The organism is Phycicoccus avicenniae (genome assembly GCF_018139485.1).
In the GTDB taxonomy this organism is placed as follows: Bacteria; Actinomycetota; Actinomycetes; order Actinomycetales; family Dermatophilaceae; genus Phycicoccus; species Phycicoccus avicenniae.
Genome location: NZ_JAGSNF010000006.1, coordinates 167,046 through 183,927 on the forward strand (window position 1 = coordinate 167,046; position 16,882 = coordinate 183,927).

19 protein-coding genes are annotated in these 16,882 nt (G+C 74.2%); 4 read left to right on the forward strand and 15 right to left on the reverse strand.

Translation table 11 applies throughout. The annotated features are described in order from the left end of the window. Positions 1-10: 10 nt before the first annotated feature. The 7 genes from rdgB to KC207_RS06405 are packed head-to-tail and all read right to left on the reverse strand — an operon-like array spanning position 11 to position 5,732. Positions 11-652 carry an RdgB/HAM1 family non-canonical purine NTP pyrophosphatase gene (gene rdgB / locus KC207_RS06370; RefSeq protein WP_211602073.1) on the reverse strand — a complete coding sequence of 214 codons (642 nt, stop codon included), beginning with the start codon at positions 650-652 and terminating at the stop codon, positions 11-13. After that, positions 649-1,395, reverse strand: a complete 747-nt coding sequence (rph, locus tag KC207_RS06375) for a ribonuclease PH (RefSeq protein ID WP_211602074.1) — start codon at positions 1,393-1,395, stop codon at positions 649-651. Before rph ends, rdgB begins: the two co-directional genes overlap by 4 nt. 42 nt (positions 1,396-1,437) lie before the next feature. Next, positions 1,438-2,700: an MBL fold metallo-hydrolase gene (locus tag KC207_RS17075; RefSeq protein ID WP_367616034.1), complete on the reverse strand. Its 1,263-nt coding sequence runs from the start codon at positions 2,698-2,700 to the stop codon at positions 1,438-1,440. Continuing rightward, entirely contained in the window at positions 2,697-3,524 is an 828-nt protein-coding gene (gene murI, locus KC207_RS06390) for a glutamate racemase (RefSeq protein ID WP_211602075.1), read from the reverse strand. Before murI ends, KC207_RS17075 begins: the two co-directional genes overlap by 4 nt. A gap of 51 nt (positions 3,525-3,575) precedes the next feature. Next, the gene (locus KC207_RS06395) at positions 3,576-4,175 is read right to left on the reverse strand and encodes a DUF2017 domain-containing protein (protein ID WP_211602076.1); all 600 of its coding nucleotides are present in this window, start codon (positions 4,173-4,175) and stop codon (positions 3,576-3,578) included. Further along, the gene (gene clpS, locus KC207_RS06400; protein WP_211602077.1) at positions 4,175-4,465 is read right to left on the reverse strand and encodes an ATP-dependent Clp protease adapter ClpS; all 291 of its coding nucleotides are present in this window, start codon (positions 4,463-4,465) and stop codon (positions 4,175-4,177) included. The genes KC207_RS06395 and clpS overlap by 1 nt, the downstream gene beginning before the upstream one ends. 28 nt (positions 4,466-4,493) lie before the next feature. Beyond that, positions 4,494-5,732, reverse strand: a complete 1,239-nt coding sequence (locus KC207_RS06405) for a homogentisate 1,2-dioxygenase (RefSeq protein ID WP_211602078.1) — start codon at positions 5,730-5,732, stop codon at positions 4,494-4,496. Positions 5,733-5,926: 194 nt separating this feature from the next. Here KC207_RS06405 and KC207_RS06410 point away from each other — a divergent pair, with 194 nt between their 5' ends. Beyond that, a complete protein-coding gene (locus KC207_RS06410; RefSeq protein ID WP_211602079.1) occupies positions 5,927-7,015 on the forward strand; it encodes a DNA polymerase IV in 1,089 nt (362 codons plus the stop codon). Between the two features lie 38 nt (positions 7,016-7,053). On the opposite strand, the gene KC207_RS06415 is transcribed toward KC207_RS06410, so the two are convergent. The 3 genes from KC207_RS06415 to KC207_RS06425 all read right to left on the reverse strand — a co-directional run bounded on the left by KC207_RS06415 (position 7,054) and on the right by KC207_RS06425 (position 9,313). After that, a complete protein-coding gene (locus KC207_RS06415) occupies positions 7,054-8,409 on the reverse strand; it encodes an HNH endonuclease signature motif containing protein (protein WP_249138601.1) in 1,356 nt (451 codons plus the stop codon). A gap of 107 nt (positions 8,410-8,516) precedes the next feature. Continuing rightward, positions 8,517-9,080, reverse strand: coding sequence for an NYN domain-containing protein (locus KC207_RS06420; protein ID WP_211602081.1), 564 nt, complete (start codon positions 9,078-9,080; stop codon positions 8,517-8,519). A 41-nt stretch (positions 9,081-9,121) separates the two neighbouring features. Then, a complete protein-coding gene (locus tag KC207_RS06425) occupies positions 9,122-9,313 on the reverse strand; it encodes a hypothetical protein (protein WP_211602082.1) in 192 nt (63 codons plus the stop codon). A 36-nt stretch (positions 9,314-9,349) separates the two neighbouring features. Here KC207_RS06425 and KC207_RS06430 point away from each other — a divergent pair, with 36 nt between their 5' ends. Next, positions 9,350-10,201, forward strand: coding sequence for a hypothetical protein (locus tag KC207_RS06430; RefSeq protein ID WP_211602083.1), 852 nt, complete (start codon positions 9,350-9,352; stop codon positions 10,199-10,201). A 14-nt stretch (positions 10,202-10,215) separates the two neighbouring features. After that, positions 10,216-11,427 (forward strand): fumarylacetoacetase, encoded by a 1,212-nt coding sequence (gene fahA, locus KC207_RS06435; protein ID WP_211602084.1) that lies wholly within the window; start codon positions 10,216-10,218, stop codon positions 11,425-11,427. Between the two features lie 31 nt (positions 11,428-11,458). On the opposite strand, the gene KC207_RS06440 is transcribed toward fahA, so the two are convergent. The 4 genes from KC207_RS06440 to hppD are packed head-to-tail and all read right to left on the reverse strand — an operon-like array spanning position 11,459 to position 14,373. Beyond that, complete coding sequence (locus tag KC207_RS06440; protein ID WP_211602085.1) at positions 11,459-11,932, reverse strand: cytidine/deoxycytidylate deaminase family protein; 474 nt, start codon at positions 11,930-11,932, stop codon at positions 11,459-11,461. Continuing rightward, positions 11,929-12,333, reverse strand: a complete 405-nt coding sequence (locus KC207_RS06445; RefSeq protein WP_211602086.1) for an ankyrin repeat domain-containing protein — start codon at positions 12,331-12,333, stop codon at positions 11,929-11,931. Before KC207_RS06445 ends, KC207_RS06440 begins: the two co-directional genes overlap by 4 nt. Continuing rightward, complete coding sequence (locus tag KC207_RS06450; protein ID WP_211602109.1) at positions 12,330-13,097, reverse strand: RDD family protein; 768 nt, start codon at positions 13,095-13,097, stop codon at positions 12,330-12,332. The genes KC207_RS06445 and KC207_RS06450 overlap by 4 nt, the downstream gene beginning before the upstream one ends. Before the next feature lie 37 nt (positions 13,098-13,134). Next, a complete protein-coding gene (gene hppD, locus KC207_RS06455) occupies positions 13,135-14,373 on the reverse strand; it encodes a 4-hydroxyphenylpyruvate dioxygenase (RefSeq protein ID WP_211602087.1) in 1,239 nt (412 codons plus the stop codon). A 108-nt stretch (positions 14,374-14,481) separates the two neighbouring features. Here hppD and KC207_RS06460 point away from each other — a divergent pair, with 108 nt between their 5' ends. Next, on the forward strand, positions 14,482-14,964 hold the full coding sequence (locus tag KC207_RS06460; protein ID WP_211602088.1) for an Lrp/AsnC family transcriptional regulator: 483 nt from the start codon (positions 14,482-14,484) through the stop codon (positions 14,962-14,964). A 12-nt stretch (positions 14,965-14,976) separates the two neighbouring features. Here the strand turns inward: KC207_RS06460 and KC207_RS06465 are convergent, their stop codons facing one another. After that, positions 14,977-16,743, reverse strand: coding sequence for a DEAD/DEAH box helicase (locus tag KC207_RS06465; protein WP_211602089.1), 1,767 nt, complete (start codon positions 16,741-16,743; stop codon positions 14,977-14,979). Positions 16,744-16,882: the final 139 nt, after the last annotated feature.

The window sequence follows — 16,882 nt, forward strand, 5'->3', positions numbered from 1 at the left end:
TGGCGCGAGTCTAGGTCGTCGGCGCCAGGACCTCGCGCAGCACCGACGCGAGGGCGCGGAACGCCTCGCCGCGGTGGGAGATCGCGTTCTTCTCGACGTCCGTGTACTCCGCGAGGGTGCGCCGGTCCCCGTCCGGCACGAAGACGGGGTCGTAGCCGAAGCCGTTCGTCCCGCGGGGCTCGCGGACGATCCGCCCGGTGACGCGGCCCTCGACGCCCTCGACGCGCCCTCCCGGCAGGGCGAGGACCGCCGCACAGACGAACGCGGCACCGCGGTGCTCGTCCGGCACGTCGGCGACCTGCTCGAGGAGCAGCGCCAGGTTGGCCCGGTCCACGTCGGCCCGGGCGGCGCCGGCCCCCGCGTGCGAGCCGGACCAGCGGGCCGAGAACACCCCTGGCGACCCGCCGAGCACGTCGACGGCGAGGCCGGAGTCGTCGGCGACCGCGGGCATCCCGGTGGCCTCGGCGAGCGCGACCGCCTTCAGCCGGGCGTTGCCCAGGAAGGTCACCTCGGTCTCCGGGACCTCGGGGGCGCCGTCGATGTCCCCGGCCCCGACGATCTCGAGCCGGAGGGCCTCGACGGTGTCGGCGAGGATCTGCCGCAGCTCGTGGACCTTGTGCTCGTTGCGGGTCGCGAGGACGAGGCGGGTCACAGGACGCGCTCGCGGGCCGGGGCGTCGAGGGCCTCCTGCTGGCGGCGGGTCAGCTCGGCGCAGCCGTCGGTCGCGAGGTCGAGCAGCCGGTCCAGGAGCGCCCGATCGAAGGCGGCGCCCTCGGCGGTGCCCTGCACCTCGACGAAGGCTCCCTCACCGGTCATGACGACGTTCATGTCGGTCTCGGCGGTGGAGTCCTCGGGGTAGTCGAGGTCGCACACGGCCTCGCCCGCGACGACGCCGACGCTCACGGCCGCGAGGGACCCGGTGAGCGGCTCGGCGGACGGGGCGATCAGGCCTCGTGCCCTGGCGTCGGCGACGGCGTCGACGAGCGCGACGTAGGCCCCCGTGATGGCCGCGGTCCGGGTGCCGCCGTCGGCCTGGAGGACGTCGCAGTCGACGACGATCGTGTTCTCGCCGAGGGCCTTCGTGTCGACGACGGCCCGCAGGCTGCGGCCGATGAGCCGGCTGATCTCGTGCGTGCGCCCGCCGACCTTGCCCTTGCGGGACTCGCGGTCGCCGCGGGTGTTCGTCGAGCGCGGGAGCATCTCGTACTCGCCGGTGACCCAGCCCGTCCCCCGCCCCTTGAGCCAGCGCGGGACGCCCTCGGTGAAGGAGGCCGCGCAGAGCACCCGGGTGCGCCCGAACTCGACGAGGACGCTGCCCTCGGCGTGGTCGAGCCAGTTGCGGGTGATCCGCACCTCGCGGAGCTGCTGGGGGGTGCGTCCGTCGTGTCGCGTCATGGCTGCAGGCTATCGACGCCCGCCGACGGGCCACCCGCCCGGTCAGCGGTCGGCGTGCTCCGGCGGCCACACGACGCGGAAGCGCTCGAAGCAGACCTCGACGTCGTCGGAGAAGGACATGCCGAGCCGTTCGCAGGAGCGGGCGAAGTACCGGCGGTGGCCGTCGAGCCACGTCGCGAGCGTCCGGTCGTACTCCCCCTCGTCCCACGCGAACCGCTCGTCGACGCTCGAGAGCGGGCCGACCCGCAGCTCGGTGGACCGCAGGACGACCCGCGGGGTGCCGGAGCCGTCGCACACGATCCAGTGGCCGCCCACCCGCGGCAGGGGCTCCCCCTCCGCGAGGTACTCCGCGACGAGCCCGGCCGTCGCCCGCTTCGTCCCGCCGAGGACGAACGCGAGCAGCTCGTCGGCGAGCTCCGGGGAGTCGCCGAACCACTCGACGGCGAGGTGGTCCTCGTCGGCCGTGCCCGGCGCCGCGGAGCGGTAGGCGGCGAACATGGCCTCGGCGGCCTCCCGGTCGACCGGGTCCGCCTCTCCCGGGACCTCGAGGACGTCGCCGGCGCGGGCGACCTCGACCCGCCCGGGCCAGACCCGTGCGGCCTGCGCCCGGCACTCCTCGCGGTCGTTCCACGCCGGGATGTGGGTGAGGACGAGCCGGCCGACCCCACCCGCACGGACCGCGGCGGTCGCGGCCCGGGTCGCGGTGAGATGGATGCCGCGGGCCCCGTCGCGACCCTCGACGAACGCGGCGTCGAGCAGGGCGAGGTCGGCGCCGGCGAGCAGCGGGTCCAGGGCCGGGCAGTCGTCGGTGTCCCCCGTGAAGGCCAGCACCCCGCCGTCGGCCTCGACCCGGTAGCCGTACGCCTCGACGGGGTGCTCGACGGCGAACGGGGTGAGCGTGAACGGCCCGACGGTGAAGGTGTCGCGGTCGGTGACCGGCCGGATCTCGAACTCGCCCTCCATCCCGCCCGGCTCGAGGCCGTGGTACATGAGCGCGAGCCGCTCAGCCGTCGCGGACGGGCCGTGCACCGGCAGCCGCCGCGGCAGCGGCCCGGCAGGGCGGTAGCGCCGGGTGACGTAGAGGCCGAGGAGGTCGGCGCAGTGGTCGGGGTGGAGGTGGCTGAGGACGACGGCGTCGAGGTCGTCGAGGGCGACGTGGCGCTGCAGCGGACCGAGGGCGCCGCTGCCGAGGTCGAGCAGGACGTTCCACGTGCGGCCCGCGTGCTCGGCCTGGACGAGGTAGGAGGATGCGGGCGAGTCCGGGCCGGCGAAGGACCCCGAGCAGCCGACGACGGTGACCCTCATGCGATCCCCGCCCGGACGACCGCCGGCGGCGAGACGAAGACCGGCTCGACGCTCGAGCCGACGCCGAGGAAGCGGACGGCGAGGCGGCGGAACTCCTCGGTGTCGCCCGTCGTCGTGAACCCGTGGCTCGGCGGGGGCAGGTCGTCGGGGCGCAGCAGGTCGGCGTCGGCGAGCACCCGGTAGACGTCCTTGGCGGTCTCCTCCGCCGACGACACGAGCGTGACGTCCTCGCCCATGACGTAGGAGATGACCCCGGTGAGCAGCGGGTAGTGGGTGCAGCCGAGGACGACGGTGTCGACGCCGTGGTCGCGCAGCGGGTCGAGGTACCCGTGGGCGACGGAGACGAGCTCCGGACCGCCGGTGACGCCCGCCTCGACGAACTCGACGAAGCGCGGGCACGGGGTGCTCGTGACGTCGAGGTGCGGAGCGGCGGCGAAGGCGTCGAGGTAGGCCCCGGACTGGTGGGTGCCGCGGGTGGAGATGACGGCGACCCGGCCGGCGCGGGTCGCGGCGACGGCACGGCGCACCGCCGGCCGGATGACCTCGACGACGGGGACGTCGTACCGCTCGCGGGCGTCGTGGAGCACGGCGGCGCTCGCGGTGTTGCAGGCGATGACGAGGACCTTGACGCCGTGGTCGACGAGCCGGTCGAGGCACTGGAGCGCGAACTCGCGGGTCTGGGCGATCGGGCGGGGCCCGTACGGCGCGCGGGCGGTGTCGCCGAAGTAGGCGACCGACTCGTGGGGCAGCTGGTCGAGGATCGCCCGCATCACGGTGAGCCCGCCGTAGCCGGAGTCGAAGACCCCGATGGGAGAGTCGGTCACGAGGGAAACCGTACGACAGCCGACCGACCGGGCACCGTGACGCAGGTCGCGTCAGTCACCGAGCAGGGCGGAGGCGAGGGTCTCCTGCAACCAGGTGAGGAAGTCGTAGACGCCGAGCATCGCCGTGAGGGGGTCGGTCGCGTCGAGGCGGTCCACCCGCGCCTCGAGGAGGTCGAGGTCCTCGTCGCTCTCGAGGCCGAGCCGGTCGCCGAGCACGAGCCGGACGTCGGTGAGCGCGGTGAGGAACAGCGGCGCCTCGGCGGCGTCGAGGGTGACGTCGTCGCCACCGCGCAGGGCCGCGGCGGCGGTCGTCAGCGCCCGGGCCTTGCGGTCGCGCAGGCCGCCCTCGGTGAGCCGGCGGAACTCGGCGGCGGCGTCGGCGTCGTCGCGGTGCGCCGTCGGCAGCAAGCGGTCCAGCGCCGGGTCGCGGGGGACGTCCGGGACGTCGCTCGCCCCGGTGTCGTCCCCGAAGGTCATCCCCGCGACGACGGCGTCGAAGGAGTCGTCGCCGGTGCTCGTCCGGGCCGGCGGGGCGAGCAGCTCGGCGACCTGGCCCATGAGGTCGCCGACGATCGCCCGCTCGTCCTCGTCGAGCGAGGCGACGTAGCGGACGCCGTCGCCGCGACCCCGGCGGCGGAAGGCGCGGGCCATCAGCCGTCCTTCCGGAAGGTCGCCCAGAGGCCGTAGCCGTGGAGCGCCTCGGTGTCGGCCTCCATCGCCTCCCGGGTGCCGTTGGAGACGACGGCCCGCCCCTCGGTGTGGACGAGCATCATGAGCTTCTCGGCCTTCGCCCGGTCGTACCCGAAGTGCTGCTGGAGCACGAACGTCACGTACGACATGAGGTTGACCGGGTCGTTCCACACGATCGTCACCCACGGGGTGTCCGGGGCCACGTCCCCCTCGGGGGTCACGACCTCCTCGGTCACGGGCGCGAGCGACACGGCACCCAGGATAGGAGGCGGTCGACGGTCAGGAGCGACCGCGGTTCCAGGACCCCGCGTACTGCCCGTCGTCGACGGCCCGGCCGGCCTCGCCGAGGTCCAGCGGACGGAAGGTGTCGACCATGACGGCGAGCTCGTCGAACGCCTCGGCACCGATCGAGGCCTCGGACGCACCGGGCTGAGGGCCGTGGGCGTGCCCGCCCGGGTGGACCGTGACCGAGCCCTTGCCGATGCCGGAGCCCTTGCGCGCCTCGTAGTCGCCGTCGACGTAGAACATGATCTCGTCGCTGTCGACGTTCGAGTGGTAGTACGGCACGGGGATGGCGAGCGGGTGGTAGTCGACCTTGCGCGGCACGAAGTTGCAGATGACGAAGTTCCAGCCCTCGAAGACCTGGTGCACGGGCGGCGGCTGGTGCACCCGGCCGGTGATCGGCTCGAAGTCGGCGACGTTGAAGGCGTACGGGTAGAGGCACCCGTCCCAGCCGACGACGTCGAGCGGGTGGAACGGCAGCTCGTGGACGGTGCCGCCGATGCCGCCGGGACCGTTCCCGCGGTGCTTGATGTAGACCTCGGCCTCGTCGCTCGCCTTCTCACCGACGTCCTCGGCGAGGAGCGGACCCTGCGGCGGGCGCAGGTCGCGCTCGCAGTACGGGGCGTGCTCCAGGAGCTGGCCGTACTTGCTGAGGTAGCGCTTCGGCGGCGAGATGTGGCTGTTGGCCTCGATGGCGTAGGCGCGCAGCGGGTCCTTCGTCGACCGCCGCGGGATCCAGCGGTGGGTCGTCGCACGCGGGATGACGAGGTAGTCGCCCTCGGCGACGTCGAACGCTCCGAAGACGGTCTCGACCCGCGCCCTGCCGCGCTCGACGTAGACGCACTCGTCGCCGACGCCGTTGCGGTACCAGGGGCTCGGGGCGCCCGCGACGACGTAGGAGATGCGCACGTCGCCGTTGCCGAGGACGAGCCGCCGGCCGGTGACGACGTCGGTGGTCTTGACGTCCTTCGCGGCGAAGAGGTCGTGGAGCTTCAGGTGCCGCGGCTGGAGCGGGTGGTTCGGGACGGTGCTGAGGTCCCCGGGGGTCCACTCGCGGGCGCCGGCGATCGTCGAGGGGATGTTGCGGTGGTAGAGCAGGCTCGAGTCGCTGCTGAAGCCCTCCTCGCCCATGAGCTCCTCGTAGTAGAGCTCACCCTGCTTCCCGCGGCCCGCGGGGCGCCGGTGCTGGGTGTGCCGCTTCGGCGGGATGCTGCCCATCGCCTGGTAGTACGCCACGGTTCTTCTCCACCTCGCTGTGGGGTCGAAGGCCTCGGTGCTGTCCCCGTCACCCTAGGGGCGCCGGTCGCGCGGTGGCACCTCCTCGCGTGCGGCCGGGTCACAGTGGTCAGTCTGCGCAGGCGCGCCGGAGTCTGGCCGGGCAACCTGTGCAGTGGGACAATCCGAGGGGTCGAGGGTGAGGAGGGTCGGTCGTGGCGCGGTCGTTCCCGTACGTCCTGCACGTCGACCTCGACGAGTTCCTCGCGGCGGTCGAGGTACTGCGGCGGCCCGAGCTCGCCGGGCGCGAGGTCGTCGTGGGCGGCCGCGGCGACCCGACCGAGCGGGCCGTCGTGTCGACGGCGAGCTACGCCGCCCGCGAGCGAGGAGTCCGCTCGGGGATGCCGCTCCGCGTCGCGGCGCGCAAGGCCCCCGATGCGGTGTTCCTGCCCGTCGACGGCCCGCACTACCTCGCGGTGTCGGCGGAGGTCGTCGCGGCGGTCCGCGGTCTCGGTCTCGTCGTCGAGGTGCTCGGGTGGGACGAGATGTTCGTCGGCGCCGACACCGACGACCCGGAGGCCCTCGCCGACCGCATCCGTGCCGCGGTCCTCGATCGCACGCGGCTGCACTGCTCCGTCGGCATCGGCGACACCCGGGTCCGGGCGAAGATCGCGACCGACCTCGGCAAGCCCCGAGGCCGGTTCCGGCTCACGGCGCAGAACTGGGCCGAGGTCATGGGCGGACGGCCGACGACGGCGCTGTGGGGCGTCGGGTCGCGGGTGTCCGCGCGGCTGGCGGCGCTCGGCATCACCACGGTGTCCGACCTCGCGGCTGCCGACGAGGCGGTGCTCGTCGCGGAGCTCGGGCCGCGGATGGGCGCCTGGTACGGGTCGCTCGGTCGCGGGGAGGGCAGCGCCGAGGTCGACGACACCCCGTGGGTGGCGCGCAGCCACAGCCGCGAGACGACGTACCAGGAGAACCTCACCACTCCGGAGCAGGTCGCGGCCGCCATCCGGGTCCTCACCGACCAGGCCCTCGACGACGTGGCCGTCGAGGGCCGACCGGTGTGGCGGATCGGGCTGAAGATCCGGTACGCGCCGTTCTTCACGGTGAACCGCAGCCGGAAGCTGCCGGCCGAGACCTCCGACCGCGAGGACGTGCACGCCGCCGTGCAGCGCCTGCTCGCGGACCACCTCGAGGAGGGCCGCGAGGTCCGTCTCCTCGGGGTGCGCGCCGAGATGACGATGCCCGAGGAGGACGACGGCGACGACACCGAGCGCACCCCGATCCGCGGCCGGGTCTGAGCCGGCGAGGCGCAGAACGGCCGCCGGTGTGCCGTCGCTCAGGCGGCGTCGACGAGTCCGGCGAGGTGCTGCTCGAGCCGTGACGGCGGGTCGCTCCCCCAGCCGAGGACCGGCGGCGCGCTCGCCCGGTGGCGGTGACCGGTCGGTGTCGTCACCTGGATCTCCCGGGATGAGCCCCGGACGACCTGGACGCCCCACCCGGGGGCCTCCTTGACGAGGTTGCACCGCGCACAGGCCCCCGACCCGTTGGTGAAGGTCGTGTCCCCTGCGTCACGAGCCGGGTGCGTGTGGTCGCCCTGGACGATCGGCGCGTCGCACCACGGCGTGACGCACACGTCGTCACGCAGGACGAGCATCCGGCGCAGCAGCCCGCCGAAGAGCCGACGCCGCGAGTCCAGCGCGACGAGGTCGCGGCCGTCGGGCGAGCCGTACAGCCGGCGCAGCCACACCGACCCTTCGCCGGCACCCCGCAGCCACGACCGCGCCACCGGCGCCGGCACGGACCCGTGGCCCGGGATCCGGGCCGGCTCGGAGACCGTGCGGGAGCCGTCCCCGGTGCCGAGGAGCGCCCGGTCGGTCATGACGAGGTGGACCTCCACCGGCTGCACCTGCCCGATCGCACGACCGGAGAGCAGTCGCAGCGCCGTGTCGGCCGCGACGGCACCGGCGCCGCGTCCGTGCGGTGCCTCGTCCGGGACCTGCCCGGACACCACCGCCGCCGCTCGCGTCCGCAGTGCCGCGTACGCGCCCACGACCTCCGTGAGCGGACCCAGCACGGTGAGGTACGCCATCCCGTCCGGCGCCGGCCGAACCGACACCCGCCGCGAGGCGACAGCCGCCTCCGTCCGTGCCACGACCGAGGCCGCGTCGAGCTCGGCGGCCACCCGCCGGGCCGCCCGGCCCGCGCCTCGCCACCCGAGTCGCGGGAGAGCGTCGGCGAGACGGCGGTCGACCTCGCCGCGGTCGGCGGCGGACAGTGCCGCCGTCTCCTTCACGACCTCGGTGACGTGCCGCTCCCCCATGAGCCCGCGCTCGAGCAGTGCCATCGTCGCCGGCATCTCGTGGACCAGGGCCCGCGCCGTGCCGACGAACCGGTCCCCCAGGCCCGGGGACTCCCGACGCGCCAGCGCGACCTGCGACCCGAGCGAGCGCGCGGCGTCCCTGCGTGCCGTCGGCCCCGGCGCGGCGGCACGGTGCACCGACCGCCGCAACGCGTCCGTCATCCGCGCCTGGGCCGCAGCGGCCGCCCGTTTCGTCCGCTCCAGCTCGTCGATGAGGTCGACACGGTCGGCGTCGGTGAGGTCGACCGGATCGAGGAACGCGAGCCCGTCGCGGAAGGCCCGCACGGACGCGACCGCCGCCGGTGGTCCGACGTCCCGCACCATCACGTTCATCCCCACGCGATGCCCCCTTCCCCTGTGCCCACGACTCTAGGGGTGACCACCGACGGTCACCCCGAGCGAGGCACGACCCGATGGTCGACGATGGGTGCGAGGGCTGCCTACAGGAACTGGACCGGGTCGAACTCCTCGATCGGGATGATCCGCACCCGGCTGAGCGGGGTCGTGAACGCCTTGACGTCGTACTCGAGGTCGAAGAGCTCGAGGCCGTCGTCGGCGAGGTGGACGAACGCGCTGTTGCGGAACTCCGTGAACCCCACGAGCCCGGTCCGCCGCTCCCCGTCCAGCAGGCCCTCGACCTCCTCGACGAAGTCGCCGTCGTTGCTCACGAGCATGACGTCGGCGGCCTCGCGGGTCCGCAGCTCGCGCAGCGTGCGCTGGATGGCGATGTCGACGACCTTCTCGCCGTGGTCGCCGGACAGCGGCACCGGCCGCCACCCGATCGCCATGAGCGCCTGGACGAACGACATCGGCAGCTCGGTGCCGACCGCGAGGAAGAAGAGACCGACGACCTCCTGGTCCCACTCCTCGCGGGCGAAGTTCAGCAGCCGCTCCCAGCGCGGCCGCTCCTCGGACCGGGGGCGCCGGCCGAGGATGGACACCCCGAGCGTCGCGTCGATGTTCTCGCCGTCGACGAGGACGTAGGTGCGCCGGGAGTCGCTCATCCGGGCAGCCTAGGGCCGCCCACCGGCGCCGGCCTCCCGGCTCACCGGTCCAGGTCCTCCTGCTCGGCGTCCCGGTCGACCTTGGCGTTCGGTCCGGCGGGCCCGACGTCGGGCTCCCCGGTCTCCGCGTCCGGCTGGCCGGCGGCGGACTGGCTGTCGCTGATGGGCGTGTCGGCGTCGGCCTCGTCCATCTGCTGCACCTCGGACACCTGGCCCTCGTCGTCTCGGCTCATGTCTGCACCGTAGGCCACGCGCGCTAGGTTGGCGGCATGTCGTCGACGACCTCGCCGCTGCTGTGCAACCTCGTCGACGACGCCGCCGTCTTCCCACCCGGCAACGCCCCGCTCCCGGACGCCGTCGCCGCCCACCGGTGCCACCGGGCGGCCCCGCACGCGGGAGCCGTGGGACCCCTCCTCGTGCCGGCCTCCACCGCCGGCGACCTCCTGGGGGTGCTCGACGCCGATCCCGGCGACACCCCGCTCCGGGTGGGCGTCGTCGCTCGTCCCGGCACCGACCCACCGGTGCTGCGCGACGGCCTCGCCCTCCTCCTCGCCGACCCGCGGGTCGAGGTGGCGGGCGCCGAGCTCGGCTGGACGCCCGACTGGCGACGGCAGGACCTGCCGGGCTCGCTCCCCCTCGCCCTCGAGGTGCCCCGGGAGCACGCCGCCCGGGACGCGGCCCTCGCCGACATCCGGGTCTCGGTCGCCGAGGGTGACGCCGTCGTCGCCAAGTTCCGCACCGGCCCGACGCCGACCTGGCCGTGGCCGGACGAGACCGAGCTGGCACACGTCCTCCGGGCGATGACCGCCGCCCCCGTCCCCTTCAAGCTCACCGGCGGCCTCCACCACGCCGTCCGGGGCACGTACGTCGTCGACGGCACCCCGGAGGAGAACCACGGCGTGCTCGACGTGCTCGTGGCGACGGCCGCGGCCCTCGACGGGGCGTCCGTCGACGAGCTGGCCGCGCTCCTCGCCGTCCGGGACGCCCCGGCCCTCGCCGAGATCGTCCTCGCCTGGAGCGAGGCGACGACGGCCCGGGTGCGCGCCGCGTTCACCGCCTACGGCTGCTGCACCGTCACCGACCCCCTCGGCGAGCTCGCCGACCTCGGCATCTCCCCCTGACCGGAAGGACCGCCATGACCTGGCTCGACCTGCCCGACGACCACCCCTTCGGCCTGCACAACCTGCCGTACGGCGTCTTCTCGACCGCCGCCGACGGCGAGCGCCGGGTGGGCGTGCGGGTCGGCGACCACGTGCTCGACCTCGCCGCCTGCGCCGAGCAGTCCGGGATGGAGTCCGCGGCGGTGTGGCGCGGTGGCAGCCTCGACGCCTTCCTCGCCGAGGGCCGCCCGGCGTGGACCGCCGCCCGCGAGTGGCTCCAGGAGCACCTGACGAACGACGCGCAGCGCGACTGCGTCGAGCCGAACCTCGTCCCGGCGGCGGAGGTGACGATGCACCTGCCGTTCCGGGTCGCCGACTTCGTCGACTTCTACGCGAGCGAGCACCACGCGAGCAACGTCGGACGCATCTTCCGCCCGGACTCCGAGCCGCTCACCCCGAACTGGAAGCACCTGCCCATCGGCTACCACGGGCGCTCGAGCACCGTCGTCGTCTCCGGGACCGACGTCGTGCGCCCGACGGGCCAGCGCAAGCCGCCGAGCGAGCCCGTCCCGACGTTCGGCCCGAGCGTCCGGCTCGACATCGAGGCCGAGCTCGGCTTCGTCGTCGGCGGGCCCCGGACCGGCCTCGGCGACCGGGTCGACCTCGCCGACGCCGACGACCACCTCTTCGGCGTCGTCCTGCTCAACGACTGGTCCGCCCGCGACCTCCAGGCGTGGGAGTACGTGCCGCTCGGGCCGTTCCTCGGCAAGTCCTTCGCGACCAGCGTCAGCCCGTGGATCGTGACGACCGACGCCCTGCGGGACGCGCGCGTCCCGCTGCCGGGCCAGGACCCGCAGCCGCTGCCGTACCTCTCCGGGGACACCGTCTACGGGCTCGACGTCCATGTCGAGGTCGAGTGGAACGGCACCGTCGTCTCCCGCCCGGAGTACCGGGACATGTACTGGTCCCCGACCCAGATGCTCGCCCACCTCAGCGTCAACGGCGCGAGCGTGAGCCCCGGCGACCTCTTCGGGTCCGGGACGATCAGCGGCGCCGAGCCCGGCACCCGCGGCTCGTTCCTCGAGCTCTCGTGGAGCGGTCAGGACCCCGTCCGGCTCGACGACGGCAGCGAGCGGACCTTCCTCGAGGACGGCGACACGGTCGTGCTGCGCGCCACCGCCCCCGGGCCGGACGGCACCGTCGTCGGGTTCGGGGAGTGCTCCGGGACGGTCCGCCCCGCCCGCTGAGCGCCCGTCCGGCGGCGTCGGGCCGTCCGCGTCAGGCCATCGTCGAGCCGCCGTCGACGGTCCACGCGGTCGCGAGCGGCACGAGGTCCTCGATGACGACGCTGCGCGGTCCCCAGCGCGTCGGCAGGAGCACCCGCACCCCCGGGTAGTGGTCGAGCAGCACCTGCCGGTCGCGCCCGCACGGGCCCACCGGCCCGCGTCCGTGGTTGCCGACGGCCACGATGTGGGTCACGCCGCGGGCTCCGGCCGCGCGGGCCGCACCGAGGGCGACGAGCTCCGCGCACGGACCGCCCGTGAAGTGGTAGAGGTTCACACCGGTGACGACCCGGCCGTCGTCGGTGCGGACGGCGCACCCCATCGTGTGGACCCCGTCCTCGTCCGGCCCCGCGTCCGTCGCCGCGTCGATGGTCCGGCGCGCCGCCTCGACGAGGTCGACCTCGTCGGCGGTGAGCTCACGCGCCGACGGCGGGAGGGCGGACGGCGGCACCGGGGACCCGTCGCTCATGCGTCCCCGCCCGGAAACAGGTCGCCGACGTCGGAGCCGAAGAGGGTGACCGCCTCCCGGGCGCTCGGGGTCCCGGCGTCGGGGTCCGCCCCGCCCTCGACGAGGGCCGCCACCACCGGACGGTCGGCCGTGAAGACCGCCCCGGCGAGCGGCGTCTGACCGCGCAGGTTGGCCCGGTCGGGGTCGGCGCCGCGGGCGAGCAGCCCCCGGACGAGGCCGGCGTGCCCGTGGTAGGCCGCGAGCATGACGAGGCTGTCGCCGGACCCGTTGGCGAGGTCGGCCGGCGCGCCGGCGTCGACGTACGCGAGCAGGGTCTCGTCCCCGGTCCGGGCCTGGTCGAAGAGCCGTCCCGCCAGGGCGGCCACCTCGGGCGGCATGCCGTCCGGCAGGTCCTCGGTCATCGCCGGACGACGACCGTTCCGGCCACCTTGTCGTGCAGCGCCTGGCGCTTGGGGTCGAAGAGGAGCCACGCGGGGTCGACGACGGAGAGCACGGTCCCGAGGAAGCCCAGGAACGGGACGAGCGCCAGCAGGTCCGCGACGAGCGGCAGCACCTGGCGACGCAGGGCGACGTCCGCACGGACGGGTCCGTCCGTGCCGAGCGGACGCACCCGGGTCCCGAGGAGCAGCTTGCCCGGGGTCGCCGCCTTCCAGACGAGGAAGACGACCTCGTACACGAGGGCGACGGCGGCCCCGATGAGGGTGACGGGCAGCGCGATCCCGAGGATCGCGTCGGTGAGCGGGGCGGGGTCGGGCGAGGGGTCGGTGAGCGCCTGCGAGAAGTACCGCTCGGCGGCGTCGACGACCGGGCCGACGAAGGGCAGGGACAGCAGGCCGGCGACGATGCTCGTGACGAACCAGTCGACGATCCGCGCGAGGAGCCGCCGCCACCACTCGGCGAGCACCGCGCCGTCCTCGAGCCGGACCTCGCCGGGCGTGCCGACGGGGCGACCGTAGGCACCACCCGCGCCCGGCACGCCACCGCTCGGGGCCAGGCCCCAGTCGTACGGGGCCGGCTCGGTCGGCGTGGGCGCCGGCTCGACGGGCTGCGGGCGTTCCGTGCGCCGGGGCGTGCGGTGCGCCGTCCAGACGATGCCGTCGAAGTAGCGCAGCTGGTCGGCGTCGTCGGGGTCCGGGTACCACCCGGCACTCGTCGGCGTGCTCATGCGGGCATCGTGTCATGCCCCTCGGCAGGGACCGCCGTCAGAGGTTGCCGCGCTTCTCCTGCTCGCGCTCGATCGACTCGAACAGGGCCTTGAAGTTGCCCTTGCCGAACCCGAGCGAGCCGTGCCGCTCGATGATCTCGAAGAAGACCGTCGGCCGGTCGCCGAGCGGACGGGTGAAGATCTGCAGGAGGTAACCGTCCTCGTCCCGGTCGACGAGGATGCCGCGCTGCTGCAGCTCCTCGATCGGGACCCGGACCTCGCCGATGCGGGCGCGCATCTCGGGGTCCTCGTAGTAGGCGTCGGGCGTGACGAGGAACTCCACGCCCTCCTTCCGCAGCTCGTCGACCGTCGTGAGGATGTCGTTCGTCGCGAGCGCGAGGTGCTGGGCGCCGGGCCCGGCGTAGAAGTCCAGGTACTCGTCGATCTGGCTGCGCTTCTTGGCGACGGCGGGCTCGTTGAGCGGGAACTTCACCCGGTGGTTGCCGTTCGCGACGACCTTGGACATCAGGGCCGAGTAGTCGGTCGCGATGTCGTCGCCGATGAACTCCGCCATGTTCGTGAAGCCCATGACCCGGTTGTAGAAGGCGACCCACTCGTCCATCCTGCCGAGCTCGACGTTGCCGACGATGTGGTCGAGCGCCTGGAAGAGACGCTTCGGGGCCCCGTCGCGCTTGACGAAGGTCGAGGCGGCGGGGTGGTAGCCGGGCAGGTACGGACCGGCGTAGGTCTCGCCGTCGACGACCCGCTGGACGAGGGTGTGCCGGGTCTCGCCGTACGTCGCGATGGCGGCGACGCGCACCGATCCGAAATCGTCGGTGAGGGTCTCCGGCTCCTGGAGGACGGTGGCGCCGGCGCTGCGGGCCTGGGCGATGCACACGTCGACGTCGGGCACCTCGAGGGAGATGTCGACGACGCCGTCGCCGTGCGCGGCGTGGTGGCGGATGAGCTCGCTGTCCGGGGTGACCGCGCCCTTGACGACGAAGCGGATCGACCCCGACCGCAGGACGAACGCCTTGTGGTCGCGGGTGCCGTGCTCCGGGCCGGCGTAGCCGACGAGCTCCATGCCCCAGGCGCTCTGGTAGTAGTGCGCGGTCTGGGTGGCGTTGCCGACGACGAAGACGATGGCGTCCCACCCGGTGACGGGGAAGGGGTCGCTGCTCTCGTCGTAGTCGACGAGACCGACGAGCTGCTTCAGCTGGTGCAGGTCGAGACCGGCGTCGAGCTCCTGGTCGGTGAGGTCGATGTGGCCGTCGGACGTCGTCGTCGTGTCAGTCATGCGCTCACTGTCGCGCCGCCCTCGCCGCGTGTGCAACCACACCACGCCCACGTGGTCAGCGTGCGCATGATGTTGCCTTCGCACCCGCTCACACTGGACGATGTGCGCATGGCACGACACGACGGAGTGGACGAGCTCGACGCCCGGATCATCGCCCTGTTCACCGAGGACCCGCAGGTCGGCGTCCTCGGCGCCTCCCGGCGGCTCGAGGTGGCCCGCGGGACGGTGCAGGCGCGGCTGGACCGGCTGCAGGAGCGCGGGGTGATCCGCACCTTCGCCCCCCGCATCTCCCCCGAGGCGCTCGGCTACCCCGTGACGGCGTTCTGCACGCTCGAGATCCGCCAGCGCCAGGGCCACGAGCCGGTCGTCGCGCACCTGTCGGCGATCCCCGAGGTGCTGGAGATCCACTCGATCACGGGCGTCGGGGACCTCGTCGTGCGGGTCGCGGCGCGCAACAACGCCGATCTCGGCCGGGTCATCGACGAGATGATCGACGACGTCCACGTCCTGCGGGCGAACACCGCGATCTGCATGGTGACCCACCTCGAGCACCGGACGGGTCCGCTCGTCGAGGCGGCCGCGGCGGAGTGAGGCGCGGCCGGCTCAGCGCCGGCCGACGAACCAGCGGCGGATCGTCGCGATCCGCGTCGAGACCTCGTCGCCCGTCGCGCTCGCGAGCTCGGGGCCGCCGCAGGAGCGCCGCAGGTCCATGTGGATCGTCGCGTGCGCCGCGCCGGTCTTGCTCGCGTACGCCGCGACCAGCTTGTTGAGCTCCTTGCGCTGGGCGGCGAGCGCCCGGTGCGCCGCGACCGGCGACGGCCCGGACGCCTCCGGACGGGTGCGCCCCGACTTCGCCTGCTTCGCCTGCCGCTCGCCGAGGAGCAGGGCGACCTGGTCGGGCTCGAGCAGGCCCGGCAGGCCGAGGTAGTCCTGCTCCTCCTCGGACCCGGCGTCGGCGTGCTGGCCGTACTGCTTGGCGTCGAAGAGGACGTGGTCGAAGTGGGCGTCGGACTCCAGCGCCTCGAACCGCGACTCGTCCTCGAGGCCGAGCGTGCGCTCGGTGCGGTTCGCCGCCGCGAGCAGGCCCTCCTCCTCGGCCCAGATCGACGCCTCGTCGTCCGGGGTCGAGGGGCGGTCCAGCGCGTGGTCGCGCTCCTCCTCCATCGTCGAGGCGAGCTGGAGGATCACGGGCACGGACGGCAGGAACACGGACGCCGTCTCGCCGCGCTTGCGGGCCCGGACGAACCGCCCGACGGCCTGGGCGAAGAACAGCGGCGTCGACGTGGAGGTCGCGTAGACACCGACGGCGAGCCGCGGGACGTCGACGCCCTCGGAGACCATCCGGACGGCGACCATCCACCGGGACTCGTCGGCGGCGAAGCGCTCGATGTTGGCGCTCGCGCCGGCGTCGTCCGAGAGCACGACGGTCGCCTTCTCCCCCGTCACCGCCTCGAGGATCCTCGCGTACGCCCGGGCCGCGGTCTGGTTCGAGGCGATGACGAGACCGCCGGCGTCGTGGACGTGCCGGCGCACCTCGGTGAGCCGCTTGTCGGCGGCGGCGAGGACGGCGGGGATCCACTCGCCCTTCGGGTCCAGGGCGGTGCGCCAGGCGTGCGCCGTCTGGTCCTTCGTCAACGGCTCGCCGAGCCGGGCCGCGACCTCGTCGCCGGCCTTGGTCCGCCAGCGCATCGCGCCGCCGTACGCGAGGAAGAGGACCGGGCGCACGACGCCGTCGCGCAGCGCCGCGGCGTAGCCGTAGGTGTAGTCCGAGGCGGAGCGGAGGATGCCGGCCTCGTCCATCTCGTAGCGCACGAACGGGATGGGGTTGGTGTCGGAGCGGAACGGCGTGCCGGTCAGCGCGAGCCGTCGGACCGCCCCGCTGAAGGCCTCGCGGATGCCGTCGCCCCACGAGCGGGCGTCGCCGCCGTGGTGGATCTCGTCGAGGACGACGAGCGTCGGCTCGGCCTCGGTGCGACGCCGGTGCAGCCCGGGGTTCGCCGCGACCTGGGCGTAGGTGAGCGCGACCCCGTCGTACTCGCTGGACTGCACGCCCGCCGAGTTCGAGAACGACGGGTTGAGCTGGATGCCGACCCGCCCGGCGGCGTCGGCCCACTGGGTCTTGAGGTGTTCGGTCGGGGCGACGACGGTGACCGCCCGCACGAGGCCGCGGTCGAGCAGCTCGGTGGCGATCCGCAGGGCGTACGTCGTCTTCCCGGCGCCCGGCGTCGCGACGGCGAGGAAGTCCCGGCGGTCCCCGTCGAGGTAGGCCGCGAGGGCCTCCTCCTGCCAGGCCCGCAGCTTCCCGGCGGTACCCCACGCCGCCCGCTCGGGATAGGCGGGGGGCAGGTGTCCGGCGGCTGAGGTACTCATGGGCGGGAGCAACGATAAGCGCCGTCCGGACGACATGCCGAAGGGCCCCCCCCCACCCCGCGGGGGGCCCCGGGGGGGGGGGGGGCCCGCCCCCCGCCGCCGGCGGCGCGGGGCACGCGCGGGTGGGCCGCCCCGCGCC